The organism is Vibrio sp. A37 (assembly GCF_059777565.1).
Genome location: NZ_JBLNLI010000001.1, coordinates 797,412 through 823,790, shown reverse-complemented (window position 1 = coordinate 823,790; position 26,379 = coordinate 797,412). Strand labels below are relative to the sequence as shown.

Sequence of the window (26,379 nt, the reverse complement as noted above, 5' to 3'; positions counted from 1 at the left end):
GGAGACACACAATGAAAGGTGATATTGGTGTAATTGGCCTAGCAGTAATGGGGCAAAACCTAATCCTAAACATGAACGACCATGGTTTTAAAGTGGTTGCTCACAACCGAACTGCTGCAAAAGTAGATGAGTTCCTAGAAGGACCAGCAAAAGACACAAACATCGTTGGCGCATACTCACTAGAAGAACTAGTAGAGAAGCTAGAAAAACCACGTAAAGTGATGCTAATGGTTCGCGCAGGTGAAGTTGTAGACAAATTCATTGAAAATCTAGTACCACTTCTTGACGAAGGCGACATCATCATTGATGGTGGTAACACTAACTACCCAGACACTAACCGTCGTGTTGCAGCTCTAAAAGAGAAAGGCATTCACTTCATCGGTACTGGCGTATCTGGTGGTGAAGAAGGCGCACGTTTTGGACCTTCAATCATGCCAGGTGGCTCACCAGAAGCATGGCCTGCTGTTAAACCAATCTTCCAAGCTATCTCTGCTAAAACAGACGAAGGCGAGCCTTGCTGTGATTGGGTTGGTAACGATGGTGCTGGCCACTTCGTTAAGATGGTTCACAATGGCATCGAATATGGTGACATGCAGCTAATCACTGAAGCTTACCAGTTCATGAAAGATGGCCTAGGTATGTCAGCTGATGAAATGCAAGCAGTCTTCACTGATTGGAACAAAACTGAGCTAGACAGCTACCTAGTTGAAATCACGGCTGACATCTTGGGTTACAAAGACGAAGACGGTGAAGCTCTAGTAGAGAAAATCCTAGACACTGCTGGCCAAAAAGGTACAGGTAAATGGACGGGTATCAACGCGCTAGACCTAGGTATCCCACTGACTCTAATCTCTGAGTCTGTATTCTCTCGTTGCCTATCAGCTCTAAAAGAACAACGTGTTGAAGCAGAATCACTATTCGGTAAGACAATCACTCCAGTTGAAGGTGACAAGCAAGAATGGGTTGACGCACTTCGTCAAGCTCTACTAGCTTCAAAAATCATCTCTTACGCTCAAGGTTTCATGCTAATGCGTGAAGCATCAAACGAGAATGGCTGGGACCTAAACTACGGTAATGTTGCACTTATGTGGCGTGGTGGTTGTATCATCCGCTCTGCGTTCCTAGGCAACATCCGTGATGCGTACGAAGCAAACCCAGAGATTGCTTTCCTTGGTTCTGATGACTACTTCAAAGGCATCCTACAAAACAGCCTGAACGCATGGCGTAAAGTGGCAGCTAAGTCTCTAGAAGCAGGCATCCCAATGCCTTGTACTATCTCGGCACTATCGTTCCTAGATGGCTACACTACCGCTCGCCTACCAGCTAACCTACTTCAAGCTCAACGTGACTACTTCGGTGCTCACACTTATGAGCGTACTGACCGTCCACGTGGTGAATTCTTCCACACAAACTGGACTGGTACAGGTGGTGACACTGCTTCAACGACTTATGACGTTTAAGTAGCTAACTAAACCTAGCTAGAACTAAATGGGCCAGCAGATCTCTCTGCTGGCCCATTTTTATAGTTCGTCCTAATCAGTACTCCGTTGATACGTTTTGAGGTATTTTCTTAGAATATGATTATACGTACCATTATTTTTTATTCGAATAAGCCCCGTGTTAAAGTCGTCTCTGACTTGTCTATCCCAAAATACATTATGAAAACCAAATTTGTCGCCAAATATTTTCGAGATTTCATAGGTATCCGTATGGTCTTTATAATCTGATCTTTCCTTAAAATATATAAATATTTCATGTGCTAAAACAATAACATCTACACGTTCCTTAAAAAGCATCCGCACCTGCGATTCTTGGTTTGCCGTTTCTTTGTACCGTGTTTCATTGTCAGACGACTTAGCGATTCGGCCATACTCTTCGCCATAATACAGATGCGCTCGTTGATGAGCGATAATCGACTTATTTTCTAAATCACTGATGGATGAGATATCGAATTCTCTGTTCTTTAAGTGCACAGCAACAGTTTGATACTCCTGCAATACTAAATCTGAATAAAATACTTTGATATCATTGAAGTTTTTCTGAGTGACGATGGTTGCATCGATTGTTCTATTTCTGAGTGAAATGGGCAGTCGTCCATAAGGGTAGCTGACAAAATCTACTTCGTACCCCATTATGTCTAAGCTTTCGCGAACAAGTTCAACTTCAACCCCGGATATTCCTTCTTCAGTCACTATGCTATATGGAGGAAAATGAGCGACACCGATAGACACGACATGACTATTCGCCCCGCATACAAAGGAGGCTGTAGAGAGCAAAATGAGAAGTAAACTAATTCTAGATTTCATAGCTTAGACTATAGCAATCGTCGGCCTATTTTCCATTTTCCGTTCACACCTTGCTTTTGGTGCTTAGATACGGAACATTTCGCTTGTCCAAGGTGCTATCATGAACAAATAATGCAGATATAGTTTTAATCAACGCCAATGAAAACCTCAAATGAATCAGCCACTCCAAACTTAGATAATGTCGATTTACGAGCACTAAAAGTCTTTATGGCTGTGGTACGTAATAGAGGCTTCTCCGCGGCAAAAGACGAACTAAACCTCAATCAGCCAGCGATTAGTTCTTATATGTCTCAATTAGAGTCCAGGTTGAAACTGACACTTTGCCACCGCGGGCGAAGTGGCTTTCAACTGACAGAGCAAGGGGAACTGGTTTATCAAGCTGCGAAAAAGTTATTTTCAGCGATAGAAGGTTTTCGTTCGGACGTTGCAACATGTCGCGGGCAACTTGCTGGTGAAATAAACATTGGCATGGTGGATGTACTCGCCAGTTGTGAAGACTTTCAGCTACCGCAAGTGGTTCGCGAGTACGAAGAAAAAGCACCAGAGGTCTCTCTTAAGCTATACAAAAATGCGCCCAAAAACCTGTTGAAGATGTTAAAAGACAAACAACTCGACATCATTGTATCGCCGATTTATTCCGCCCCTGAGTCTATAGAGCATTTTGATCTATACGATGAATACCAAGTTTTATATTGTGGTTCTAAGCATCCGTTATTTTCTCTGCCTACAGAAGAGATTACGTTAGAACAGCTTAAAAATTCAAAATATGCAGCCAGAGATTACACTCAGGACTGGACCCCTCCACCCTCTCCATTTTTAAAAACGGCAAATTTGACAGGGGATATCGAAAGCATTGCTGTTCTTATCCTATCTGGAAATTACATTGGTTATCTTCCTCAGCACTATGCTCAACCTTGGGTAGAGCGAGGAAAAATGAAGCCTTTGCTAATCGAACAAACTGCGTATTCTTGTAACTTGCAACTCGCTTATCTAAAGAGCAATAAAAACCTCTCTCTAGAACTGTTTATTAAGCTAGCACAAAAGCACTTTCGTTGTTGATAGCCTGATTGAGTTAGAGGAAGTATTTTTTAAATCGAAAATTCCCATGCATAGATTGGATACATATCAATAAGCCAATGTTTGCATCACTAAGTCACTATTTATTAATTCGTTAATTCCTTTAATCTTGAGCAACTGAAAAAAGCAATAATCTAGGGAAACCCAAATGGCTTTAGACAAACACGGCGTTGCAAAACAAACGGCATCAATTGACCCAACGTCATTCTATTCTCAAGAGGGTGTGAATAAAACGCCTCTTCTGCATTCCAAAGCACTTTCTGACATTTCTGGATGTGAGGTTTACCTGAAGTGCGAGAACATTCAATCAACTGGCAGCTTTAAAATTCGCGGGGCGACCAATGCCATGCTGTGTTTAGACGAACAACATAAATCCACAGGAGTTTTAACCGCGAGCTCAGGTAATCATGGTGCAGCAACAGCCATGGCGGCAAAAGCACTGGGAATTCCAGTGACTATCTATGTTCCTAGTTCAATAAATCCAGCGAAAGAACAAAAAATTCTGAGTTGCGGTGCAAAACTTGTCAAAGTTCCAGGCGCAACAGAGAATGCTGAACGAGCAGCTGCAAAGGATGCCAAAGAAAAAGGATTAACCTATATCAGCCCATACAACGAACTTGCAGTTATGGCTGGTCAAGGCTCTTTAGCAACAGAGATCCTTGAAGATCTGCCGAACGTTGACGCCATTTTCGTCAGCGTCGGCGGTGGTGGATTAATTGGTGGCATCGGCTCAAGTGTAAAAACGCAAACTTCATCTGTAGATATCATCGGCTGCTGGCCAGAAAATGCACCAACCATGTTGGAATGTATGAAGGCTGGAAAAGTCATTGAAGTACAGGAAAAAGACACGCTGTCGGACGGTACAGCTGGTGGTCTAGACGAAGACGCGATTACTCTGCCGATTTGTTTGGATGTAATTGATTCCACTGTGACAGTCACGGAGCAAGAAATCGCACAGGCAATGAAGCTTGTTTATCAACATCATGACTATAAGGTAGAGGGCGCAGCAGGCGTTGCCTTAGCCAGTCTATTAAAAAATAAAGAAAAATATCGCGGGAAACGCATTGTAGTGATTCTTTGCGGCGGTAATATCGCTGAGGACACGTTCAAGTCAGCGATGAGCATGGAGCAAGCTTAGCCATGCAAATCGTCACTAAAACACAGGTAGAAGAACACCTTCCAAAACTCCAAGAACTAATGGCTGGCATCGAAGCAGGATATATCTCTTATTCGAACAACCAATGTGTGATACCGCCAGTTGGGTATTTACCCCTCCCCCACGGCGAGCTACATATTAAGTACGGGATGTTGAAAGAATCGAACTACGCCACGATTAAAATTGCCGCGGGTAGCTACACCAACAGTGAACTAGGCTTACCTTCTTCGTCTGGATGTATGATGGTCATTGATACCAGCACAGGGTTTCCGCTTGCACTCCTTCAAGATGAAGGCCTTCTCACAGACTACCGAACCTCAGCTGCCGGGGCACTCATAGCGAAGAAGTTTGCCCCTGATGCACAAGTAATGGGTATTATTGGCTGCGGTATTCAAGGCTACTATCAGACCTTACATACCTGCCAAGCAACCAACATCAAACGTGTTGTAGCATATAGCCGCTCTCCACAAAAGATTGAAGCATTTAAGGCAAAGTTAAGCGACTATGACATCCAAATAGAAGCTGCGAACAGTGCTGAAGAGGTTTGTCGCCAATCCGATATCATTACAACAGCGACACCAAGTAAAGAGCCATTTATCGATGCGAATTGGCGTAAGTCAAACGTACATATCAATGCTTTTGGTTGCGACTCTGTTGGAAAACGAGAGCTGAAAGCAAACGTACTGGAACACGCAAACTTGATCATGGTAGATAGTAAACAGCAATGTTTTGATCATGGTGAACTTCAATATGCGGATGCAACAACTCAATCAATCGCTATTGAATTTGGGGATGCTTTAAGTAAACCTGATGTTTTGCAAAAAGGAATATCTGTTGCTGATTTTACTGGAGTGGCAGTTCAAGATATGGTCATTTCAAGTATGGTCTATGGCAAATTGGCCGCAGCCAATAACAGGCTCTAATTGAACGGTGCGCCTTTTCTAGTGTCAGCCTCAACAGGTCTTAAGTTGAGGTTTTCGTTAAAGATTAGGCGCAGCGACTCGCCTTAGAAAGACTTCTAGTTACCTGCTCTACCTCGATATGCAAATTCTATGATTGCAGTCGTTTATCCTCCCCCTTTTGACAACTATACTCCACCGCTCAAATTTGAAAATGGACGTTATAAGCCCTCATTCCTACGCCTATAATAAAAATTAGGCGGACGATGTCTGCCACCATTTGAAAACATAAACTTATAAGTAAGATGAACGACAGGTGTACAATGATGATGACTAATAAATACTATGTGTTCGTACCTTTGAACGATGAATCGATTCAACCATGTATTAAAAGTACTCAGGCTGAAAAAGAGCTAGAAAGACTGAACATGGTTAAGCAAGCTCAAAAACAAGGTGGTTATTCCGTTACTGATGCACTGCAACCAATCTTATAACCAGCCAATATTTATTTTGCCCAGATAGCTAACTTGCCTTGAAAATAGAGTAAACATCTGTCTGGGTACCAACCTCAAAGCTTCGACTTGTATTCGATTGCATTTTACCCACTGCAATTCAAAGGAATTGTTATTGTAAAGGTTGTACCTTTACCCACTTCGCTTGCGCAACTGATAATGCCTTTCAAATTTTGATGTACTATGTTGTATACGAGATGCATCCCTAGTCCCGTTCCACCCGAACCTCTCGTAGTCGTGAAGAAGGGTTCAAATACGTGCTCTAAGTTCTCAGGCGAGATGCCCTCACCACTATCTTTAACGGAAATTTGAACATTTTCGCCACATTCAATGACTTTTAGATAGATAACTCCACAACTATCTCCTTTGTAGCCATGTGTCATTGAATTTGTAATTAAATTATCGACTACCTGAGACAAATTGTCGGGATCGCACGTCAACTGGAGATCTTTCGGACACTGATAATCGATTGAGATGCCAGTATCTTGTAAGCGTGGCTTTAATGTCAGTACCATCAACTCAAGGTGTGCATGCAAATCAAAGGTTTGAATATGTTCCGTGGACTGAGATACGGCTAATTGTTTAAAACTGGTGATAATTTCTGAGGCTCTTTTTAAGTTGATCTGCAGAATATCCCCTGATTCTTCAATTTGGTTAATGAAAGTGATCAAATCGTGTTCGGAGAGTTTTTCCTCATGCAGGTCAGCCATAATTTGTTTTGACTCGCCCGATAGAAAAGACGCCGCAGTCACACTGATTCCAATTGGAGTATTAATTTCGTGCGCAACACCTGCCACAAGCCTTCCTAAAGACGCCATTTTTTCTTGTGTAATCAGCTGTTGCTGTGCTTCTTTAAGCTCAACAATAGACTGATTGAGCTCCTCTGTTCTAGCAGCGACTCTCTCCTCCAGATCTGAGTTCAACATCCGGACCTCTTTTTCAGCCGCCTCTAACTTCGTTACTGACTCCTCGAGGTCTAACATGCTATTTCGTGTGCGTTCTGCCATTTGATTGAAGGACTCTGCTAATACTTCAATCTCGTCATTTGACTTGATTTCTAACTTATTAAATTCTTCCCCCACCTTATATTTAACAACGGCTTCAGTCAGCTTTTTCAGTTTTCCAGAAATAATTTGAGTAAGTAACAAAGAGAAAATGATCACCACTCCAACAATACCCACAGCTAGCCATATAGCTCTTTGCTGCTGTTTCATAATGGGTTCATCAAAAATATCTTGAGGTTGAGCTCCAATTAATTTCCACGGCAAATAACTGAGTTTCTTTACGACAACATAGTTTTCTACAGTCTGGTGAGTATCTTGTAATGAATTGAGACGGGTAACAAACATAGAATCATTATCAGAGTTGGCCAACTGTTGTTCAAATTCTTCCAACTCAACATACGGCCTGACTTCATGCGTTGAATGTACTTTCCCTTGCTGAAATAACTCTCCTAACACAACAGGTTCAAGCTTAGTAAGAGGTTTAAACGCCAGTTCAGGCAAAACACTATGACTGATGATAATATTATTCTCGTCCACCAGCATAAAGTAAGGCGTAGGAGCACTAGAAGCCTTGCTACTAATTGAGTTGATGACCGCTGCAGCGTTGTAGCGCAAGCGAATAATACCTACTTCCTTACCTCGATAACGGACAATTGCGCAAAAGTTAATAACGCTAACACCCGGAAAGTTTTTGGAAAATGTAATTCCGGATACGGACGGAAATCGAGTCTGGTTGACTATACGAAAGCATTGAGATGATGACTCGCTTTTCCCGACATTAGGGCTATATGAATCAACTAGTACCCTTCCTGTCATATTAAGTAATGCATAGGACAATATATTTACATGATCTTGCCGACTCAAAGTTATCAGAGTATCTCTTGCCATCTTTCTTTTGGCGGGATTGGCTGGATCAGTGAGAAAAGACTTAAGCGCAGGTAATAAAGCTTCAATTCGAACAACATCTAAATTACCTGCAATGAACTCATTTAGGTTTTCAAATACCCGGTTGGTGACATTCACAAGGCTTTGGTTAGAATATTTTACCAGTGAGTTTTTCGTCTCCATCTGGTTATATACTTGCAATATAATTATCGGTAGCACTGACACCAATAAAAATGCAAGTATATATTTAACCCGAATGGAGTATCTCATTATCGTGTAATTACTTATTTTTCCGTTAAAATAATTTGGCTGATAAGCTTATTAACATCTGGCTTTCTGGACAAAGTACCATTATTCAAATAAAACTGACTGTAAATTTCTGCGTTTAGAAAAACTGAGTTAGGGTTATTTTTGTCAAAGACATGCTGATTATCCTTAACCGTTAGCAGCTTAATCCCATCTAAGAAAATATCGTCTTCAGAAATATTTAAGCTTTTCATTAACAAAGCTTTTGTTTTATCAGGGTTATCTAACCAATATTCAATTGCCCGATCACAAGCTCTAATAAATGCTTTTACATCTTGTGGGCGTTCATCCACGATTTTACCTTGGAACGTAATGACATCCACAATTAATCCTGGGGTCTGTTTACTGGTAAAAATAACCTTGCCACCATCTTTTACCGCTCGCGAAATATAGGGTTCCCAAGTATGACCCGCATCTATTTCCTTAGTTTTAATCCGTTCATAAACCTGATTCGCATCCGCATTAACAATTGTGACGTCGTCACTTGTAAGTCCAGCGGTTTTCAGCATCTCAATAACGAATACCTCACCAAACCCATCTAGCGCAGCACCGATGGACTTACCCTTTAAGTCTTTGATGCTTTCTATTCCAGCGCGCGCAACCACTGCATCACCACCAACAGAGTCATCGATGGCATAAACCACTCGTACATCAGCATCGGGGTACTTACCACTTGCACTTACGATACTCCCTAAAGGTAAGGCTAGTGCATCATACTTCTGAGCATAAAATTCTGAAATTTGAGGAAGTTGATCTTCAGAAAAGTGAGTTTCTACATTAATACCTTCATCTTTGAAGAATCCCATTTCTTGCGCAATAGTAATAGGATAATATCCCGGCCATAGATTGTGTGACACGACAATTTTATTGTCAGTCGTTTGACTAGAGTTTTGAGCAGGTTGCTGAGAGCTGTTTTGCATGACTAACGCGCCAATGATCCCAAGTACCACAACGACAATAATCACACTTAATAGCTTCTTATTCATCCATGAATTCCTCTATCTCTCACACTTATTTGAGCATAGACGAACGCGGCTTATCGTCAAATTAACACGGTAAGAAACTAGTTAAATTTCACCTAGTAACGAAGAATTTTTTACCCATTAAGTCAGAGATAGTCCTCCGTCGATAACTAACGTATGACCAACAATATATCTCGCATTGTCAGACAATAGATACATTACTGCATCGACAACCTCCCCAACCTCTGCAAAACGATTCGCGGGAACAACTTTAGACACTTGCTCTCGAATATCCGGTTCCGATGCTTGTTTCTCTTGCCACCTAGGAGTCCATGTAACACCAGGAGCGACGGCATTAACCCTAATACCTTTCTTTATCGCATCCACAGCTACTGAACGAGTAAGCCCCTCAGTTGCATGCTTCGCAGCAGAATACATGGCGGCACTAGGTGTCGGTCTTAGCCCGTTTACAGACGATATGTTAACGATACAAGCACCATGAGACATGAGGTTTAACTGATACTTTAAACATAATGCCTGAGCCCAAAAATCGTTATTTAGAGTACTACGAAGATCTTCGACTGGTATTTGGCTGAAACTGCCTCCTGATGCAAGTTTAGGGGAGGCGTTATTTACCGACAAATCTAATTTTGAATAGTTCTCACCAATGTAGCAAAATAGCTCCGCCAGCGCCCTTTCATCCGTGATATCTATCGGAATATAGTCAACCGACGTTAATTCGGGAGAATCATTAACCGCTTTATCCCATGTTTCTGCGTGTCGAGAACAAGTGATCACTTGATGACCATGCTCTAACAACCGTTTAACGGTTTCTAATCCAATACCTTTACTGCCCCGGCTAACAAAAGCAACTGCCATTGTTTACTCCTGTTTGATAACCGAAAAACGGTTATCTTAAATCAAGCGACAATAAAAAAAGCCAATGCAGTTCAAAGCATTGGCCTCTTTTAGCTATCCATTCATAGATTATTTACTATGTGAAATCTCATAACCCATATCCTCAACTTTAGGCTTTTTCTCCCAAATTCTTTCTAGCTCTTCTAAAGATTTACCTTTCGTTTCTGGAATCCATTTTGCGACAAAGAAAATAGTCACAATACCAAATGCTCCGTATAGCCAGAAGGGGAAACCTCCATGGTAAGCTTGGTACAAGTAAGATGACTTGGCGTTCATCATTGGAAAAGTTTGCGATACTAAATAGTTGGCAACCCATTGTGCGAATACTGCAATGGACAAAGCTTTAGCCCGGACTTTATTGGGGAAAATTTCGGATAATAACACCCAAGTAACAGGACCAAGAGATAGAGCAAATGCCGCGATATACCCTAACACAAACACAATTAAGTACCCACTCACAGCATCAAGGTATGCGGCAGTACCTATGGCGAACATAGACAGAGCCATGACTCCCGCCCCGACCATCATCAATGGTTTTCGCCCAAATTTGTCGACGGTAAAAATCGCAATGACAGTAAACAATAAGTTAACCGCGCCAACCATTATCGTCTCTAACATTGCAACATCAGTACCTGAAGACGCTAAGCTCTTAAATATCACTGGTGCGTAGTATAAGAAGACGTTTATACCTGTGATCTGTTGTAAAACGCTTAGTGCAATACCAATAAACAGCACGCCCGCGAAGCCAGACTTTACGATGCTGATCTTCTCTTTGCTTGTGGAATGTAATGATTGTTCTATCTCTTGCCACTGCTCATCAATATCACTACCTTTGTTGATTTGACGGAGCAAGTCTTTCGCTTCACTCTCTCTGCCTTTCATTGCTAGCCAGCGAGGTGTATCTGGAATAAATAAAAGAAGACCAAAAAACAGCGCTGCAGGTACCACGCCGCTAGCAAACATCCAACGCCAACCGATGGTATTCAACCAAGCGTCGTCGCCCATCAAAGCAATACCGTAGTTGACAAAGTAGATGAGCAACATACCAAAAATAATGGCGAATTGGTTGCAAGATACCAAGGCTCCGCGTTTTTTGGGTGGGGCAATTTCTGCAATAAACATTGGTGAAACCATTGATGCGATACCGACACCTATTCCGCCAACGATTCTGAAAAATACAAAAGACTCAAATGGGAATGGCATCGCTGTGCCAACCGCTGAGATAAAAAATGCCGCAGCAGCCATTAGCAAAGTACCTTTTCGCCCATACTTTGTGCTCAAGCCACCCGCGATAATCGCACCGATTACACACCCGATAAGTGCTGATGATGCACCAAAGCCAAGCTCTGCTGGCGATAAATGGAAATAAACTTGCAGTGACTCTGCCGCTCCCGCTACAACAGCTGTGTCATAACCAAATAACAAACCACCAAGTGCCGCCACCATGGTTATTAACATTAAATTCGTAGACTTTCTCATGTAATATGCCCCCTTAGAATTGTTTGTAGTATTTTCGTCAATTCAGGTTCAGAGCTGTATTACGTAATTAGCCAATATGATTATTAAAACAGCTATGTGTGATTTCGGTCAGACATATTTAAATTAGTTTAAGTTGTGAGAAATATTTTATTTCAACAAGCAACCACATAAAAAAATCGTACGTCATCACTCATTGTAACTATCATAACTTATTGTTTATTTTAAGCTATCCCAACAATATTATTATAAAATAAATTGCATATCAATATTTAACAAAAATTACCCATAAAGATAGTAATGAGCGATTAACTTTATATTAAATCGCTTCAATTATTTGCCAAATAATTGGTAATACCACAAGCACAAAAAAAGGATGGCTAAACCATCCTTTTAGTAATTAATACGTATTGTAATTAGCTATAAATTACTTGGTTTACGAAGTTTTCAAGTGACTCTTGGCTACCTGTTACTTCTTTTGGATTTAAGTCATTTTCCAACGCATAATTTGCAATATCTTCTAGAGAGAAGTTTTTGTTGAGGATCTTCGAGCCAAGTTCTCCATTCCAACCTGCATATCGCTCTGCAACCACTTTAGCTAAATGGTCATTTTCAATCATCTTCGCAGCACGCTCTAAAGACAGTGCCATTGTGTCCATGCCACCGATATGGCCTGTTAGAAGATCATTCACATCGATCGATTGACGACGAACTTTAGCATCGAAGTTTAACCCTCCAGTCGTAAAGCCACCTGCTTTAAGTACTTCATACATAATGAGCGTATTTTCTTCGACACTATTTGGGAACTGGTCAGTATCCCATCCCAATTGAGCGTCACCACGGTTCGCATCGATCGACCCGAAAATACCGAGAGAAATGGCCGTTGCGATTTCATGCTGAAAACTATGCCCCGCAAGTGTCGCATGGTTTGCTTCGATATTTACTTTAATCTCTTTCTCTAAGCCGTATTGCTTCAAGAAGCCATATACTGTTGCAGTATCATAGTCGTACTGGTGTTTAGTCGGCTCTTGTGGTTTAGGTTCAATGAGAATTGTGCCTTTGAAACCAATCTTGTGCTTATGCTCAACGACAAGCTGCATCATACGGCCAAGCTGCTCACGCTCTTGGCGTAAATCTGTATTGAGTAGAGTTTCGTAACCTTCACGTCCACCCCAAAGTACATAGTTCTCACCACCGAGACGCTTGGTCGCGTTCATAGCATTAAATACTTGAGTTGCAGCATACGCGAAAACTTCTGGATTAGGGTTGCTTGCTGCACCAGACATATAGCGAGGATTAGAGAATGCGTTTGCTGTACCCCACAGAAGCTTCAGACCGGTTTCTTCTTGTTTCTTCTCAAGATAGTCAACCATAAAGCCAAAGTTTTCGATGTACTCTCTAAGGTTGCTTCCTTCAGGTGCTACATCTGTGTCGTGGAAGCAGTAATATGGCACGCCCAATTTGCTATAAAACTCAAACGCCGCGTCCGCTTTATTGGTAGCAATCTCCATTGGGTTGCTGCCTTTTAGCCAGTTGCGGTCATAAGTTGGGTTACCAAATGGGTCTGAACCGACACCTACAAAGTTGTGCCAATAACATGCTGCAAAACGCAAGTGCTCTGCCATTGTTTTACCAAGAACTACCTTATTTGCGTCATAAGCTTTAAAAGCAAATGGGTTTGTAGATTCTTTACCTTCAAATGTTACTTTATCGACGCCGTTGAAATATTCAGTCATTATTGTCACCACTTTTCTATGTTAGTGGTGACATGCTAACTTTTATGTAATTTTCAACAATTACGATTTTTGCTATTGAATAGTGACCCAGTGTTTAATGTGTTCAATCTCTCATTTTTTCTGGGTTATTTTATAGATTGTTCGTGACATGAACGGTTTTGATGGACTAAAAAAGCAATCTTTTGCCTCTGAGATGTTCGGCTGATTAGGCAAAAATCCACTTTCTAAACAAAGGCCTGCATGTTTATTGTATGTAGACCCTTTCCTTCCACGGACATCATTAATGTAGTTTCCAGTGTAAAATTGAAATGCAGGCAAATCCGTTTTCATTTCTAACCGTAATCCCGTTATCGGGCTTTCGATAACAGCCGCTGGGCTAGCTGAATCTGCAATGATAAAAGCATGATCGATACCTTTCGCTTGGCTAACTTGAACATGAGATTTTGACAGGTTGCTCCCAAGCACAGTGGGCGAGCTAAAATCAAATGGCGTTCCCGAAACGTCTTTCGCGCTTCCTATAGGAATTGACTCTTCATCAACCGGAAGGAAAGCTTCCGAATTGAGCTGAACAAGATGGCCACACACACTCCCTTGACCGCTCAGATTGAAATAGCTATGTTGCGTGATAGAAATTGGACAACTGGCCTCGGGTACCGCTTTGTAATCAATCAGAAGTTGGTTATAGGCATCTAAGGTATATTTGACCTCTATTGCTATATCCGTCGGATAGCCGCCTTCGCCTTTGCTAACATATAGCGACAACGTAATGCTGCTTGTAGACTTGGATTCGATATTCCATATACGCTTATGCAAATTTGCTCCAGCGCCATGAAGGTGGTTCGCTCCCTCATTTTGCTCTAGTTGAATATAGTCTTCACCATCGTAATATCGACCAGCTTTTATTCTGTTTGCCCAGGGCCCCACGACAGCACCAAAAAACAAATCGCCAGACAAATACTCGTCTGGCGTGTCGTAACCTAGAACAATATTGATGATTTTTTCTTGGGTGGGGACCAAGAAGTTGACAATGGTCGCCCCAAGGGGAGAGATATCTACTTGAACACCATTGTCATTGGTTAAAGGGTGAATATGGTAAGGGCTTAAGGGTTCGTTAAATAGGCTCATGGTCTTTTTCTCTATACTCTTTTGGGGTCATCCCCAGCTTTTTTGAAAAAACGGAGTACATATATTGAGTAGACGGATATCCAGAAAGCTCGGCAATTTCATCAATAGACTTATTTTTCGACTTCAGTAGCTGGCACGCTTTTTTTAGTCGAATCGTAAAAATCTGATCGTGTACCGTTGTGCCTAATTCACTCTTAAACAGTGCTTCCAGCTTAGAGCGGGACACATTTAAAGCGTCGAAGACATGATACGATTTGATACCCTTATTAACGTTCACACGAATAAAATGCAGAGCGGTCATAATCAAGGGGTGGTTGATAGCATGAAAGTCGCTGCTTTGTCGTTCGTGAATCCTTAGCGGACCAATTTTTGTCAGCTCAGAAACATTAGCGTTTTGCAGAAGCATTTGATGTAACTTTTGCGCCGCAACAAACCCCAACTCATTGCCATTTTGAGCAACTGAAGAGAGTGATATCTTGTTTAAGCTTCTCGCAATATCGTCATTATCGATACCAATTACGGCGACATTTTCGGGAACGAGTATTTCCATATTCGCGCAAGCTTGAATAATGTGCCTGGCTCTTGCGTCAGTCACCGAAACGATACCAACTGGTTTTGGCAATTGTTGAACCCAGTCAGTGACTCGGTTCATGCAAAAGTTCCAGTTTCTAGCAGTGGTATCAAAGCCACGGAAAACCGAGCTATTGTAACCACGTTCTTTTGTGATCGATATGAAGGCTTTTTCTCGCTCTCTTGCCCACCTGTTATAGGAACTTGGGTTAGCGCCATAAAAAGCCAAAGAAGTCAGCCCTCTTTGTGTTAGATGGTCGATCGCTAGCTCTATAATCGCTCTATTATCTGTCGCTACATATGGAAAGTGTGGGTAATCTTTGCGGTGCTCATATGAACTACCTACGCCAACAATCGGTATAGTCGACCCCGCCAACGCTTCAGCAATATCGGGGTCATCGAGATCAGCGATGATCCCATCACCATACCAGTCATTGATTGAAGATCTATCGATGAGGTAATCATCCTCAACGTAGACTTCCCAATCTACTTTGGTAGAAGAAATGAATTTGCCAACACCTTCGAGTATCTCACGATCATAGATTTTGTTAGCGTTAAACAGTAATAGAATGCGGTATATTTTACTCATTTGGACATCTTTATATTGCTGGCAATGCACAGCCGATGTGACTGTGCATGAAGGGTATATCATTTTTGCTTTCACTAAATCTGTGATCTATTCCTCATCCATTACTCAATATATGGCACAGATATATAAAGTCGGGCCCGCAGCCTCTTGAAGAAGTGCAGGCCATTAAGATCTTATATGTTAAATCGTGAATCCTTTTAGTCGGTTATACAGCTCGTTGAATTTACGGCGTTTAATCATATACTGCTTATTCTTTTCAGGTGTAGGCTCGTACGTTTGTACAAGAGAAGTGATCGGGCAGATCGAAGAGATGTCTTTCTCGGGTTTTACACCTACATGAGCAAGTCTCGCTGCACCAAGTGCAGGGCCGACATCGCCACCAGCGCGATAAGATACAGAGATTCCGAATATATCTGCCAGCATCTGACGCCAGAATACTGAACGTGCTCCTCCGCCAATTAAAGAAATATCATCAGGGAAACCACTTGCTTCATGTAATACGTCCATACAATCTGCCAATGCAAAACCGACCCCTTCCAAAATAGCAAGAGCCATTTGCTCACGAGTGGTTGCTGGGGTTAGGCCAAAAAATACGCCTTTAGCTTGTGGATCATTGTGTGGGGTGCGCTCACCACTGAGATAAGGTAAGAAAAGTACTGACTCTGAACTCTCTGCTTTTTCAGCTTCATCAATCATATCTTTGACATCAGTGAACTCAGCCGTTTTTGCAAACCAAGCTAGGCAGGAGGCTGCACTCAACATAACACTCATAGTATGCCACTTGTTTGGAACCGCGTGACAGAAGGAGTGAAGTGCGTTTTCTGGGTCAGATGTGAAGGTATCTGTAACCGAGAAATAAACGCCCGAAGTTCCTAGAGACAGCATAGCTTGTCCCTGTTCAACAATACCAACACCGATGGCTCCCGCAGCATTGTCTCCAGCACCAGCAACTATCGGTACACAAGGCATTCCCCATTCGTTCGCGAGCTCATTGCTGAGTAGCCCAGTGATCTCGGTACCTTCATAAAGACGAGGCATGTGATCTTGCGTTAAACCCGTGGCTGAGAGCATTTCATCGCTCCAGCAACGATTTCTCACGTCTAGCCAGCTGGTACCCGCAGAATCGGACATATCGGAAGCAAAATCACCAGACATGCGGAATCGTAAATAGTCTTTTGGCAAAAGCACTTTATCAATGCGGGCAAAGTTTTCTGGCTCGTTTCTTTTCACCCAAAGCAGTTTAGGCGCGGTAAAGCCAGCCATCACCATGTTACCCGTAATTTCACGGCAATTTGGTACCATTTCTTCAATTTCACTGCACTCTTGCGAACTGCGGCCATCATTCCACAGAATACACGGGCGAATAACTTTGCCTTCCTTGTCGATTAACGTCGCCCCGTGCATTTGCCCAGAAAGTCCGATAGAGATGATGTTTGACAGGTCGACCTGCTCTTTTAAACCCAGAATCGCTTTGTTGAGTGCTGTCCACCAATGTTCAGGGTTTTGTTCCGACCACAAATCCTTCGGACGGGAGACTCGCAGCGACTCTGTTTTCGAGGCGACAATAATGCCGCTTTCGTCCAATACTATTGCCTTGATTCCAGAGGTGCCTAAATCGATTCCAATATACATCTTCAATACCTTCACGTTATATCATTTAAACTTAAGGTAAATTTCAAAAAGAGCTTGGACAATTACGAAAATCGACATCCGGTTATGAAGAAATGTTTTTTGTGCGCTAGGTTCTGTGAAAAGCTACATTTGCTATTTTGAGCATACTTTACAGGGTACTTAGCTGTTTTTATTGGTTCCTTTTACATGGGTGATATCTACTAGCTCATCACCTGTCAGCTGAAAGGCTTTGCCAAAACCTTTAACGAATAACCCTTGCTCTGGCTGAAATTGAACTAAGTTGAAATCCTGCAATTGGGTTAGATCTGCCACGATATCACCAAAGTGCTCAACCATTTGTGTCACAACGTCTTGCCAAAGTTGAGTATCCCGTTCGACCAAAGTTCCCACCGCATCAAACGTAAGACGTTTGCGAGCATATATTTGCTCAGCTGAAGCTTCATCTTCAATCATCATCATAGAGACTTGAGAGTTTTGGTTGATATTTTGTGCGTGGCGAGCCAAGAAAGAGATGAGAATGAAGTAACCCGATTGATTTCGAACAAACGGAGAATAGCTGACGTTTGGATTGCCTTGTTCGTCAACTGTCGCCAATTGCAATGTTTTACATTGCTCAATGAACTCTCTTATCTCTGGCGCTAGTCGCCCTTGTAAGCGTCGCTGTTTTTCTTCATCCGATAAGACCATACTTCATCTCTTCCTTGAGTACATGGGGTTGATTTTAAGGTTATCTAGTTTGAAGTCTGTGACTCGAGCTCCATTCGACATAAATGAGATATAAAAAAGCCCCACCATTTAGGCAGGGCTAGCAATTTACTTTACAGCTTAGCTTTCCAAGCTACGAGCACGGCTGTGGCCACGCTCGCCTCGGTACGCACCACGGTGATCGCCACCTTTGTTGCGGTCAAAACGTCGTTCACGATTACCACGGTTGCCATCACGACCTTCACGTCCACCACGGAAGTTTCCTTCACGGTTACCACGATAGCCGCCGCCATCTCTGCGTCCACCGTCACGGCGACCACGAGACTCACGGAAGTCATCAAAATCACAAACCACAGCACCCACTTCTTTCTGGCGAATACGTAGCTTACGTAGCTTGTTAGATGCTTCTGAGTTCATTGACTTAGGAAGCTGAACAAAAGTGTGCCCTTGAGCTAGCTTGATCGCACCGATAGAGCCTTTTGTTAGGCCTAGCTCATTAGCTAGTGCACCAACGATATCTTTAACCTGTACGCCTTGCTCACGGCCAACTTGTAGTTGATAAGTTTCCCAATCAGCGTTGTTGAAGTTACGACGACCGCCGTCACGACCGTTTTCACGACGCTCTTTACGACGTTGCTTATCACGCTCAATCGCTTCAATCATCGGATCTGGGCCAGTGTAGAACAATGGACGTTTACCTTGTTGGCGTTTTAGTAGCATCGCCGCCAAAGTTGTTGTATCAATGTCTAGAGACTCTTGCAGCTTCTCGATAAGCTCAGCAAATTTATCAAGCGCTTTGTGCTCTTTCTCAGCTTCAAGCTCAGCACCAAGTTTAATTAGGCGTGCTTCAGCTACTTTGTCACGCAATGGAAGTTGAATCTCTTCCATAGAAGACTTAGTCACACGCTCGATAGTGCGAAGCATACGAATTTGGTTGGTACGAACCAATAGGATCGCTTTACCTTTACGTCCTGCACGACCAGTACGACCGATACGGTGGATGTAAGACTCAACATCGAATGGGATATCGTAGTTAAATACGTGCGTAATACGTGGAACATCAAGACCACGAGCCACAACGTCTGTTGCAACTAGAATATCGATAACGCCTTGCTTGATATGATCAACCACACGCTCACGTAGAGACTGTGGAATATCACCGTGAAGAGCAGCCGCTTTGAAGCCTCGAGCTGAAAGCCAGTCAGCTAAACGCTCCGTGTCTTGACGAGTACGAACAAACACGATAGACGCGTCCGTTTCTTCAGTCTCAAGAAGACGAGTCATTGCTTCGTCCTTCTCTACGCCTTTTACTACCCAGAACTGTTGCTCTACTTTATCAACTGTGTGGTTTTTACCAGCAACGTCGATGTGCTCTGGGTTACGTAGGAAGCGTTCAACGATGTTTTTAAGCATTGGAGGCATAGTCGCAGAGAACAACACGCGTTGCGCTGATTCTGGAGCCTGCTCCATGATCCAAGTTACATCGTCAACAAAGCCCATGTTAAGCATTTCGTCCGCTTCATCAAGTACGAATGTATGAACTTCATCTAGGTGTAGACGATCGCGATTAATTAGATCTTGTACACGACCTGGCGTACCAACAACGATGTGAGCACCAGATTTTAGTGCACGCATCTGATCTACGATAGAAGCACCACCGTAGATTTCTAAAACTTTCAGTCCACGAACGTTTTGACCAAGGTTTTTGATCTCTGCCGCAACCTGAATCGCTAGCTCACGAGTTGGAGCCAAAACGATAGCTTGAGGTTTGCGTTGATCAAGGTTGAGCTTGTTCAAAAGAGGTAAAGAGAAAGCAGCTGTTTTACCTGTACCTGTCTGAGCCTTACCTAGTGCATCTTTACCTTCTAGAAGATGAGGAATAGCTGCAGCTTGAATAGGGGTTGGGCTTGTGAACCCCATTCCATCGAGAGCCGAAAGAATAGAGTCGTTTAGGTCTAGGTCACTGAATTGTATTGCAGAATCTTGCATTGGGTTCCCACTAATAACATTTAACAAAAGGTCCCACGTGCTCTACCAATTCCAATACCGATCCAATTTAGAGCTGAATCCATCCAGATGCGGACAAGTGTTAAAACGCATCAAGCGACTAGGGACTTACTTAGGGACGCGGATTATTCCCTAAATACACAAAAAAAGCCAGAAAAAATTGAAATTCATCACAAATATAACCAAGAATTGTTAATTCTGCCCACGACTTGTTCATTTCACCTACTAATAGAATGGTTTTTACTGGCATCTTATATCCCACTCTTATCACATTCCCAGAAATCTGTTGAAAGAAATAAAAGGAAGCCTAGGTCATATGGGAAGTGTTTACGAAAAAGAAGCTTTGCTACAATGAAACCTTGTTTTGCAGCGGTACCCATTTCTGGACAGAGCACTAGCCCTGTTAAGTTGTGGTTAAAGAAGTATAGATACACACCTATTCATTTCTCTTCTGAACAACACCAAGCGTTGGCTCGGTTACTGCCCCTACTGGTTTGTGGTGAACAATCTTCCCAATGGGTGTTTTACAATGAAAAACAACGCAATCACAATAACCCACAAGTTATTGAAGATTTCGAACAAATCGTCGCCGATGAGCAATACCACGAAAAAGCACTAGAGCTAGTACGCACCCAGCTAAAGGAGCCTCACGACATCACAGCTCTCAAACGTAAAAGCCAACATTTTTTCGCTAAACTCGCCATAACTGAGACATTCAGTGAACACTTTGCCCAAATTGCCTGCCTTGATTCATTGGTTTGTAAACTCATGTTAGCCATAGAAAATGGTAGTTTAGGTAAGCAACATCCTTTTTCAAAATTGTGTAGAGCAATCAAGCAAGATGAAGCTAGGCATGTTTCACTGTCGAAAAAGCACGCACTGGTTTTGGGTTTCGAGTCGAGAAAGTGGCCTGACTTTCGCCAAGAAATCAATCAACGTCTCTTCAACCTGCTCAATACAGAAGAAAATGCCTTTTCACAGATAGGGGTTGATTTATCGGCAGTGTTCAATGATCAGAAGGCTATCAGACAAACACCTCTGCTGCATAGAGAGACTCAAAGCGTTCTTACAACAACTAAGCCCTTGGAGGCTCTATGAATGCGAATGTATTACCCTGCAGGGCCCATGTTTTGGCCGCCGAACATCATTTCCCTCAACAAAAACTCAACAATGCTCAACTGGTCGCGGCGTTAAGAAAGTTGACCAGCTCTAAAGCTGCCAAATTTGCGACTAAAGTTGCTCCTTATTTAGGCGTTGAAAGCCGCCATTTTTGTCGTGACATCCACAAAACCATTAGCCCAGCAACTCCTCCTAATTCGACCTTAAGCGCCAATGTCATCAGGCAACTTATAGAAAAGTCAAATATTGGTCTCGAACAACTTGATTATTTAATCGGGCACACAACCACACCAGACACTCAACTTCCGGCAAACATTGCATGGGTAGCAGACAAACTTCACTATCAAGGCACATTTATGGAGTTGAGGCAAGCTTGTACCGGCTTTGTCAGTGCACTACAGATTGCCCTACCCAGGATCGCGCTACTAAATAAGCCTATTGCCATTGTCGGCAGCGAAACAGGATCTGTTTATTTTAACTATGACGCTGACTTTGCAGATAACTCACAATTGGTGAATTACATGCAAATGGGAGATGGCGCTGGAGGCATATTACTAGACTCAACCACGAACAACTCGGCAAAAGCTTTGGGTATCATTTCTAACTGCTTCAGTGGTCAGATTGGAGTGGGAATGCAGCCCGGGTTAGAGCTCGATGCAGGTTCGCAGTCGATATTCAGCCAACATGCCCGCTTTCATCATCGCTCTACTGACGTGATGAAGCATGGCGCCGAGTTGTTTACCCAAAGTGTACATACACTGGCCCAATTAGGCCATCACATTGATGCTTTTGACTATATTATTCCCCACCAAGCAAGTGGCCATATCGATATACAACTAAGCGAAGCCTACGACATCGATCCGACCAAAATAATCAATCACGCTCGCCAGTGGGGAAACCTCGGCTCAGCCGCTATTTGGTGTAGCTTGGCGGAATTAATCAATTGTGGAAAACTAAAATCAGGAGATAAGGTTGCCATTTTGGGTGCAGAAGCGACTAAATATATGTTTGGCGGATTTATCTATTCTCATTATTGAATAAACCGAACTCAGATTACTGATCTCAAGGGTTGTTTCTTACCAATGTCATCTCCCTCGCCTTGGCCAACATTAAATTGCGCCAAGGTTTTGCAAAAGTAATCGTAAAAGACGGCCAGCCCCTAGCATTCACGGACGGCAATGTTTATAGTGTCGTCAATCTAATACTGTAGACAAGAAACCATGTTCCAAGATAATCCTCTACTCGCTCAATTAAAGCAACAAATCCAAGAAAACCTACCTAAAAAGGAAGGGACAATTAAAGCCACTGATAAAGGCTTTGGTTTTCTTGAAGTGGACAGCAAGACCAGCTTTTTTATTCCACCGCCATACATGAAAAAATGTATGCATGGCGATAAGGTTGTTGCGATCATTCGTACCGAGAAGGAAAAAGAAGTCGCGGAACCTGAAGAGTTGATTGAGCAAAGCCTGACTCGCTTCATTGGCCGAATCAAAATGTTTAAGGGTAAGTTAAACGTTACCCCAGATCACCCTCAATTGAAAAAGCAATCTTTAAAAGCAAAAGTGAAAAAAGGACTGAATCCTGAGCACTTCGCAGAAGGGGATTGGGTCGTTGCGAATCTCATTCGCCATCCTCTAAAAGGCGATAACACCTTTTTTGTAGAAGTTACTGAGAAAATTACCAACGCTGATGACAAAATTGCACCTTGGTGGGTAACACTAGCGCAAAACGACCTACCAAACAGCGAGCCAGAAGGTATTGATAACTGGGAACTAAAAGACGACGCTGATCTTGAGCGTGTTGACATGACCGACATACCTTTTGTGACTATCGATGGCGAAAGCACAAAAGATATGGACGATGCGTTATATGCAGAATCTACTGAATCTGGCGACATCAAGCTCACTATTGCGATTGCCGATCCTACTGCGTACATCATGCCAGAAGATTCAATGGACAAAGTGGCTCGTGAGCGTGGCTTTACCATCTACCTACCAGGTAGAAACATCCCTATGTTGCCTCGAGAACTTGCCGATGACATGTGCTCTCTGCTTGAAAACGAAGTTCGACCTGCACTTTGCTGCTCGGTGACTGTCGCGAAAGACGGCACAATTCAAGATGATATCAAGTTCTTTGCAGCAAACATTCAATCACATGCGCGCCTTGTCTACGATCATGTTTCAGACTGGCTTGAAACGGGTTCTTCAGATGAGTGGCAACCAAGCGATACAATCGCTCAAGTTGTAAAAGATTTGAATACGCTATCTGAAGCTCGCTCTGCTTGGCGTGAAAACAATGCAGTTGTGTTCCCAGATAGACCAGATTATCGATTTGAACTAAGCGAAGACAACGATGTGGTTGCGATTCACGCGGACATGCGCCGCAGTGCTAACCGGCTGGTCGAGGAAGCGATGATAACCGCGAACATCTGCGCGGGCTTTGCATTAAAAGAAGCATTTGGCTGTGGAGTATTTAACTGCCATTCTGGCTTCAAACCTGAAAAGCTAAAAGATATTATCGAGCTGATCAATCCAGATGGCGATCTACCTTTTACCGAAGAAAGCATCACAACACTTGAAGGGTTTGCCGCGCTTCGTCGCTGGTTAAACAACCAAGAAACCAGCTACTTTGATAACCGTATCAGAAAGTATCAAGCCTACAGTGAAATTGGTGCCGAGCCTTTACCTCACTATGCAATGGGGCTAGACATATATGCGACTTGGACTTCTCCAATCCGTAAGTATGGCGATATGATTAATCATCGCATGCTGAAGTCGATGATTATGGGCAAACCCGCTTCTCAGAAGCCAGACGAGAGTATTGGAGAAGAGTTAGCTATTCATAAGAAACACCACAAAATTGCTGAGCGCAACGTAGCTGATTGGTTGTATGCCCGCACGCTAGCCAACGAGCCAGAGGACGGTACGAAATACACCGGGGAAATCTTTGATATTAACCGAGCTGGTATGCGTATCCGACTTGTAGAAAACGGCGCTACTGCTTTTGTCCCAGGCTCCTTAATCATAGATAACAAAGAGCGTATCGAATTAAATGCAGAAGAAGGTACAATCAGTATCGACAAAGAAGTGAACTATCGATTAGGTGATACTCTGGAAGTTGTACTGGCTGACGTCAACCAAACAAATCGCAGCTTAGTTGCTAAGCCAACTTACGTTTTTGCTGAACCGAATCAGAAAACCGAAGAAACTTCTGAATCCAACTAAGTTAAACGCAAATCGGCCCTGAACTAGGGCCGATTTCTACCAAAAAGATTGCCCGATTACCAAAAAGACGCGTAGGGATCTTTTTCTATTTCCCGCATGATGGCTGTTAAATCTTTGCTCTGGGATAAATGTGGGTATGGAAGCCAATGCTCACCCGCTTCATCTGAACGTGGCACAAGCAATAACCAGCAGTCTTGACTTTCGCTCCACTCTACTCTTGCTACCGAGCTCATATAGTCACAATGTGCAGAGTCTAACAAATAGTGCTCCACAACGAACTCAACACCATTGTCTATTGTTTCGAAGTTAGATTTGCCCCCCAACTCAACAGGGACACCCTGATTTCTATTAGAGCATACAATTAGAGCTCTGCTCTCAACTTGCCGCTGCAACATACTCACTAAACTCATAGGTAAGCCTCAATCCCATTCGCTGCTATGTACATTATGTATTAGAAATCAAATTTGCTGTACTAAAATTCACAAATTTGTAATGTATAGATAATAGTATTCATCAATCTTATATTTCAAATTTGGGAATGACATGCTTAGAAAAATCGTATTTTGCTTCACGCCACTATTATTAATGATATCCACAGGTTTCGCCTCAGAGCTGATCGTCTCTGGCTCGACATCCGAGGCTCGTCTAATGGATGTGTTAGCAGAGCGATACAATGCAGATCATTCAGACCCTTATATAGCTGTACAAGGTGTGGGCTCAACAGCAGGCATAACTTTAGTTGAAAAAGATATTGTCAGCATTGGCATGAGCTCTAGATATTTAACGGAAAAAGAAGATAGCCCTGATTTGTCAGTAAAAACTATTGCCTATGACGGCTTAGCTATTGTAGTCAACAATGCAAATCCAGTGGACAAAATCACCAGAGAGCAACTATACGATGTTTATCAAGGGAAAATAACCAACTGGAAACAGCTTGGTGGCATTGACCAAAAGATAGCCGTGGTTACCCGTGAAGCCTCCTCTGGTTCACGATACAGTTTTGAGACCCTGCTCGGCTTAACCAAAGTGGTGAACAAAAGACTAGTATCAAACATTAGTCAAGATAACTTGGTCGTCAACAGCAATAGCATGGTTAAAACACTCGTCAATCACAACAAGCAAGCGATAGGCTTTATTTCTATGGGCTCTGTCGACAGCTCAATCAAAGCGATTAAATTTGATGGGTACTACCCCACAGAAAAGACCATACTCGATGGTAATTATGGCCTGTCACGACCATTTCTTATTTTGTACAAAGACAAAAAGCTAGACAATCAAGCGAAAAATTTTATTCAGTTTTTGTTTTCAAAAAAGGCTAAAGAGCTTATCGCTGAATACGGTTATGTTCCCGCCAGTCAATAACTAGGTCTTTGGACAACAGAAGCTATAATGGGTGCCGTATCACCGAGTAGAAATTAAAACAAGAAAAAGCCCTCCTTTTTTGGAGGGCAAAGAAACTTAAGTGTTAGGTTTTCAAAAAGTAATTTATCGGCTTAAAAGTGGAGCTGTATTACCGAGACCGCTATACAAGCAGGACGCCTAACTCCATCAATTTCCACACGAATTTCTCTCTCTACCTCAAGTCCTCTTCTGATTGGCGTTACTTTGGTCAAGGTACTCTTGGCCCGTACTTGACTACCAGATTTTAACGGATAAGGAAATCGTACTTGATTTAACCCAATATTAACGACCATCTTTGCAGTTGGAAATAACGAATCTTCCGGGTCAACGCTATCGGTCAATTTTGGCAGTAACGCTAACGTCAAAAAGCCATGTGCAATTGTCGTTTTAAAAGGAGACTCTGATTCAGCGCGCTTAGGGTCAGTGTGAATCCACTGCATATCTTCTGTCACTTGACCGAACTGATTTATGCGCTCTTGATCAACAGAAACCCAGTCTCCGACATGAATTACTTCGCCGATTTGCTCGTTGAGCTCATTGTACAATTCCTGTGCAGCAGGCTTTAACACAATCGGTTCTTGAATCGGTCCATCTTCATTGATTGCAGGTTGCTGAAAATCCCTAACCCAGGCGAAAAAATGCCTACCGTGAGTCTTATTTAAAAACTCTCCCCAATAACCACGTAGCATAGGAGACATTCTCTGAACAAGTTCAGAGTGGTGTTTTGAGATAGATTCACCATGATGCTTTAACAGATTCGCGACTTTCAT

22 protein-coding genes are annotated in these 26,379 nt (G+C 42.7%); 9 read left to right on the top strand and 13 right to left on the bottom strand.

Annotated elements, in window-relative coordinates:
* Positions 1 to 11: 11 nt before the first annotated feature.
* Positions 12 to 1,460 carry a decarboxylating NADP(+)-dependent phosphogluconate dehydrogenase gene (gene gnd, locus ACM2FC_RS03545; RefSeq protein WP_498479446.1) on the top strand — a complete coding sequence of 483 codons (1,449 nt, stop codon included), beginning with the start codon at positions 12 to 14 and terminating at the stop codon, positions 1,458 to 1,460.
* Positions 1,461 to 1,532: 72 nt separating this feature from the next.
* Here gnd and ACM2FC_RS03540 read toward each other — a convergent pair whose 3' ends face one another.
* The gene (locus tag ACM2FC_RS03540; RefSeq protein ID WP_498479445.1) at positions 1,533 to 2,306 is read right to left on the bottom strand and encodes a substrate-binding periplasmic protein; all 774 of its coding nucleotides are present in this window, start codon (positions 2,304 to 2,306) and stop codon (positions 1,533 to 1,535) included.
* Positions 2,307 to 2,444: 138 nt separating this feature from the next.
* Between ACM2FC_RS03540 and ACM2FC_RS03535 the strand changes: the two genes are divergently transcribed.
* From ACM2FC_RS03535 to ACM2FC_RS03520, 4 genes are all read left to right on the top strand, one after another.
* Complete coding sequence (locus tag ACM2FC_RS03535) at positions 2,445 to 3,365, top strand: LysR family transcriptional regulator (RefSeq protein WP_498479444.1); 921 nt, start codon at positions 2,445 to 2,447, stop codon at positions 3,363 to 3,365.
* A 166-nt stretch (positions 3,366 to 3,531) separates the two neighbouring features.
* Positions 3,532 to 4,521 (top strand): threonine/serine dehydratase, encoded by a 990-nt coding sequence (locus ACM2FC_RS03530; RefSeq protein WP_498479443.1) that lies wholly within the window; start codon positions 3,532 to 3,534, stop codon positions 4,519 to 4,521.
* A gap of 2 nt (positions 4,522 to 4,523) precedes the next feature.
* Positions 4,524 to 5,462 (top strand): ornithine cyclodeaminase family protein, encoded by a 939-nt coding sequence (locus tag ACM2FC_RS03525; protein ID WP_498479442.1) that lies wholly within the window; start codon positions 4,524 to 4,526, stop codon positions 5,460 to 5,462.
* 302 nt (positions 5,463 to 5,764) lie between these two features.
* Entirely contained in the window at positions 5,765 to 5,932 is a 168-nt protein-coding gene (locus tag ACM2FC_RS03520; RefSeq protein WP_498479441.1) for a hypothetical protein, read from the top strand.
* A gap of 104 nt (positions 5,933 to 6,036) precedes the next feature.
* Here ACM2FC_RS03520 and ACM2FC_RS03515 read toward each other — a convergent pair whose 3' ends face one another.
* From ACM2FC_RS03515 to ACM2FC_RS03470, 10 genes are all read right to left on the bottom strand, one after another.
* Entirely contained in the window at positions 6,037 to 8,022 is a 1,986-nt protein-coding gene (locus ACM2FC_RS03515) for an ATP-binding protein (protein WP_498479440.1), read from the bottom strand.
* A 101-nt stretch (positions 8,023 to 8,123) separates the two neighbouring features.
* The gene (locus ACM2FC_RS03510) at positions 8,124 to 9,131 is read right to left on the bottom strand and encodes an ABC transporter substrate-binding protein (protein WP_498479439.1); all 1,008 of its coding nucleotides are present in this window, start codon (positions 9,129 to 9,131) and stop codon (positions 8,124 to 8,126) included.
* 117 nt (positions 9,132 to 9,248) lie between these two features.
* Positions 9,249 to 9,986, bottom strand: coding sequence for an SDR family NAD(P)-dependent oxidoreductase (locus ACM2FC_RS03505; RefSeq protein WP_498479438.1), 738 nt, complete (start codon positions 9,984 to 9,986; stop codon positions 9,249 to 9,251).
* 108 nt (positions 9,987 to 10,094) lie between these two features.
* Positions 10,095 to 11,546, bottom strand: coding sequence for a sugar porter family MFS transporter (locus ACM2FC_RS03500; RefSeq protein WP_498479511.1), 1,452 nt, complete (start codon positions 11,544 to 11,546; stop codon positions 10,095 to 10,097).
* A gap of 371 nt (positions 11,547 to 11,917) precedes the next feature.
* On the bottom strand, positions 11,918 to 13,237 hold the full coding sequence (xylA, locus tag ACM2FC_RS03495; protein WP_498479437.1) for a xylose isomerase: 1,320 nt from the start codon (positions 13,235 to 13,237) through the stop codon (positions 11,918 to 11,920).
* Positions 13,238 to 13,348: 111 nt separating this feature from the next.
* Positions 13,349 to 14,362: an aldose epimerase family protein gene (locus ACM2FC_RS03490; protein ID WP_498479436.1), complete on the bottom strand. Its 1,014-nt coding sequence runs from the start codon at positions 14,360 to 14,362 to the stop codon at positions 13,349 to 13,351.
* A complete protein-coding gene (locus ACM2FC_RS03485; protein WP_498479435.1) occupies positions 14,349 to 15,521 on the bottom strand; it encodes a XylR family transcriptional regulator in 1,173 nt (390 codons plus the stop codon). The genes ACM2FC_RS03490 and ACM2FC_RS03485 overlap by 14 nt, the downstream gene beginning before the upstream one ends.
* A 180-nt stretch (positions 15,522 to 15,701) precedes the next feature.
* Positions 15,702 to 17,153, bottom strand: a complete 1,452-nt coding sequence (gene xylB / locus ACM2FC_RS03480) for a xylulokinase (RefSeq protein ID WP_498479434.1) — start codon at positions 17,151 to 17,153, stop codon at positions 15,702 to 15,704.
* Between the two features lie 159 nt (positions 17,154 to 17,312).
* A complete protein-coding gene (gene hutZ, locus ACM2FC_RS03475) occupies positions 17,313 to 17,840 on the bottom strand; it encodes a heme utilization protein HutZ (protein WP_498479433.1) in 528 nt (175 codons plus the stop codon).
* A 138-nt stretch (positions 17,841 to 17,978) separates the two neighbouring features.
* On the bottom strand, positions 17,979 to 19,847 hold the full coding sequence (locus ACM2FC_RS03470) for a DEAD/DEAH box helicase (RefSeq protein WP_498479432.1): 1,869 nt from the start codon (positions 19,845 to 19,847) through the stop codon (positions 17,979 to 17,981).
* Between the two features lie 369 nt (positions 19,848 to 20,216).
* On the opposite strand from ACM2FC_RS03470, the gene ACM2FC_RS03465 reads away from it, so the two are divergent.
* From ACM2FC_RS03465 to rnb, 3 genes are all read left to right on the top strand, one after another.
* Positions 20,217 to 20,963 (top strand): hypothetical protein, encoded by a 747-nt coding sequence (locus ACM2FC_RS03465; protein WP_498479431.1) that lies wholly within the window; start codon positions 20,217 to 20,219, stop codon positions 20,961 to 20,963.
* Positions 20,960 to 22,021 (top strand): 3-oxoacyl-ACP synthase III family protein, encoded by a 1,062-nt coding sequence (locus tag ACM2FC_RS03460; protein WP_498479430.1) that lies wholly within the window; start codon positions 20,960 to 20,962, stop codon positions 22,019 to 22,021. Before ACM2FC_RS03465 ends, ACM2FC_RS03460 begins: the two co-directional genes overlap by 4 nt.
* Positions 22,022 to 22,204: 183 nt before the next feature.
* A complete protein-coding gene (gene rnb / locus ACM2FC_RS03455; protein WP_498479429.1) occupies positions 22,205 to 24,208 on the top strand; it encodes an exoribonuclease II in 2,004 nt (667 codons plus the stop codon).
* Between the two features lie 56 nt (positions 24,209 to 24,264).
* Here rnb and ACM2FC_RS03450 read toward each other — a convergent pair whose 3' ends face one another.
* Entirely contained in the window at positions 24,265 to 24,618 is a 354-nt protein-coding gene (locus ACM2FC_RS03450) for a DUF3024 domain-containing protein (protein WP_498479428.1), read from the bottom strand.
* A 133-nt stretch (positions 24,619 to 24,751) separates the two neighbouring features.
* On the opposite strand from ACM2FC_RS03450, the gene ACM2FC_RS03445 reads away from it, so the two are divergent.
* A complete protein-coding gene (locus ACM2FC_RS03445) occupies positions 24,752 to 25,570 on the top strand; it encodes a phosphate ABC transporter substrate-binding protein (RefSeq protein ID WP_498479427.1) in 819 nt (272 codons plus the stop codon).
* A gap of 131 nt (positions 25,571 to 25,701) precedes the next feature.
* Here ACM2FC_RS03445 and ACM2FC_RS03440 read toward each other — a convergent pair whose 3' ends face one another.
* The gene (locus tag ACM2FC_RS03440) at positions 25,702 to 26,379 is read right to left on the bottom strand and encodes a MaoC family dehydratase (RefSeq protein ID WP_498479426.1); all 678 of its coding nucleotides are present in this window, start codon (positions 26,377 to 26,379) and stop codon (positions 25,702 to 25,704) included.

Excerpts from the sequence above, each read along its gene's own strand:
- ACM2FC_RS03450 (WP_498479428.1), bottom strand. The coding sequence starts at position 24,618 with ATGAGTTTAGTGAGTATGTTGCAGCGGCAAGTTGAGAGCAGAGCTCTA.
- ACM2FC_RS03535 (WP_498479444.1), top strand. The coding sequence starts at position 2,445 with ATGAAAACCTCAAATGAATCAGCCACTCCAAACTTAGATAATGTCGAT.
- ACM2FC_RS03505 (WP_498479438.1), bottom strand. The coding sequence starts at position 9,986 with ATGGCAGTTGCTTTTGTTAGCCGGGGCAGTAAAGGTATTGGATTAGAA.
- ACM2FC_RS03440 (WP_498479426.1), bottom strand. The coding sequence starts at position 26,379 with ATGAAAGTCGCGAATCTGTTAAAGCATCATGGTGAATCTATCTCAAAA.
- ACM2FC_RS03465 (WP_498479431.1), top strand. The coding sequence starts at position 20,217 with ATGAAACCTTGTTTTGCAGCGGTACCCATTTCTGGACAGAGCACTAGC.
- ACM2FC_RS03460 (WP_498479430.1), top strand. The coding sequence starts at position 20,960 with ATGAATGCGAATGTATTACCCTGCAGGGCCCATGTTTTGGCCGCCGAA.
- ACM2FC_RS03445 (WP_498479427.1), top strand. The coding sequence starts at position 24,752 with ATGCTTAGAAAAATCGTATTTTGCTTCACGCCACTATTATTAATGATA.
- ACM2FC_RS03520 (WP_498479441.1), top strand. The coding sequence starts at position 5,765 with ATGATGACTAATAAATACTATGTGTTCGTACCTTTGAACGATGAATCG.
- ACM2FC_RS03470 (WP_498479432.1), bottom strand. The coding sequence starts at position 19,847 with ATGCAAGATTCTGCAATACAATTCAGTGACCTAGACCTAAACGACTCT.
- hutZ (WP_498479433.1), bottom strand. The coding sequence starts at position 17,840 with ATGGTCTTATCGGATGAAGAAAAACAGCGACGCTTACAAGGGCGACTA.
- ACM2FC_RS03510 (WP_498479439.1), bottom strand. The coding sequence starts at position 9,131 with ATGAATAAGAAGCTATTAAGTGTGATTATTGTCGTTGTGGTACTTGGG.
- xylB (WP_498479434.1), bottom strand. The coding sequence starts at position 17,153 with ATGTATATTGGAATCGATTTAGGCACCTCTGGAATCAAGGCAATAGTA.
- ACM2FC_RS03530 (WP_498479443.1), top strand. The coding sequence starts at position 3,532 with ATGGCTTTAGACAAACACGGCGTTGCAAAACAAACGGCATCAATTGAC.
- gnd (WP_498479446.1), top strand. The coding sequence starts at position 12 with ATGAAAGGTGATATTGGTGTAATTGGCCTAGCAGTAATGGGGCAAAAC.
- ACM2FC_RS03525 (WP_498479442.1), top strand. The coding sequence starts at position 4,524 with ATGCAAATCGTCACTAAAACACAGGTAGAAGAACACCTTCCAAAACTC.
- xylA (WP_498479437.1), bottom strand. The coding sequence starts at position 13,237 with ATGACTGAATATTTCAACGGCGTCGATAAAGTAACATTTGAAGGTAAA.
- rnb (WP_498479429.1), top strand. The coding sequence starts at position 22,205 with ATGTTCCAAGATAATCCTCTACTCGCTCAATTAAAGCAACAAATCCAA.
- ACM2FC_RS03540 (WP_498479445.1), bottom strand. The coding sequence starts at position 2,306 with ATGAAATCTAGAATTAGTTTACTTCTCATTTTGCTCTCTACAGCCTCC.
- ACM2FC_RS03490 (WP_498479436.1), bottom strand. The coding sequence starts at position 14,362 with ATGAGCCTATTTAACGAACCCTTAAGCCCTTACCATATTCACCCTTTA.
- ACM2FC_RS03485 (WP_498479435.1), bottom strand. The coding sequence starts at position 15,521 with ATGAGTAAAATATACCGCATTCTATTACTGTTTAACGCTAACAAAATC.
- ACM2FC_RS03515 (WP_498479440.1), bottom strand. The coding sequence starts at position 8,022 with ATGGAGACGAAAAACTCACTGGTAAAATATTCTAACCAAAGCCTTGTG.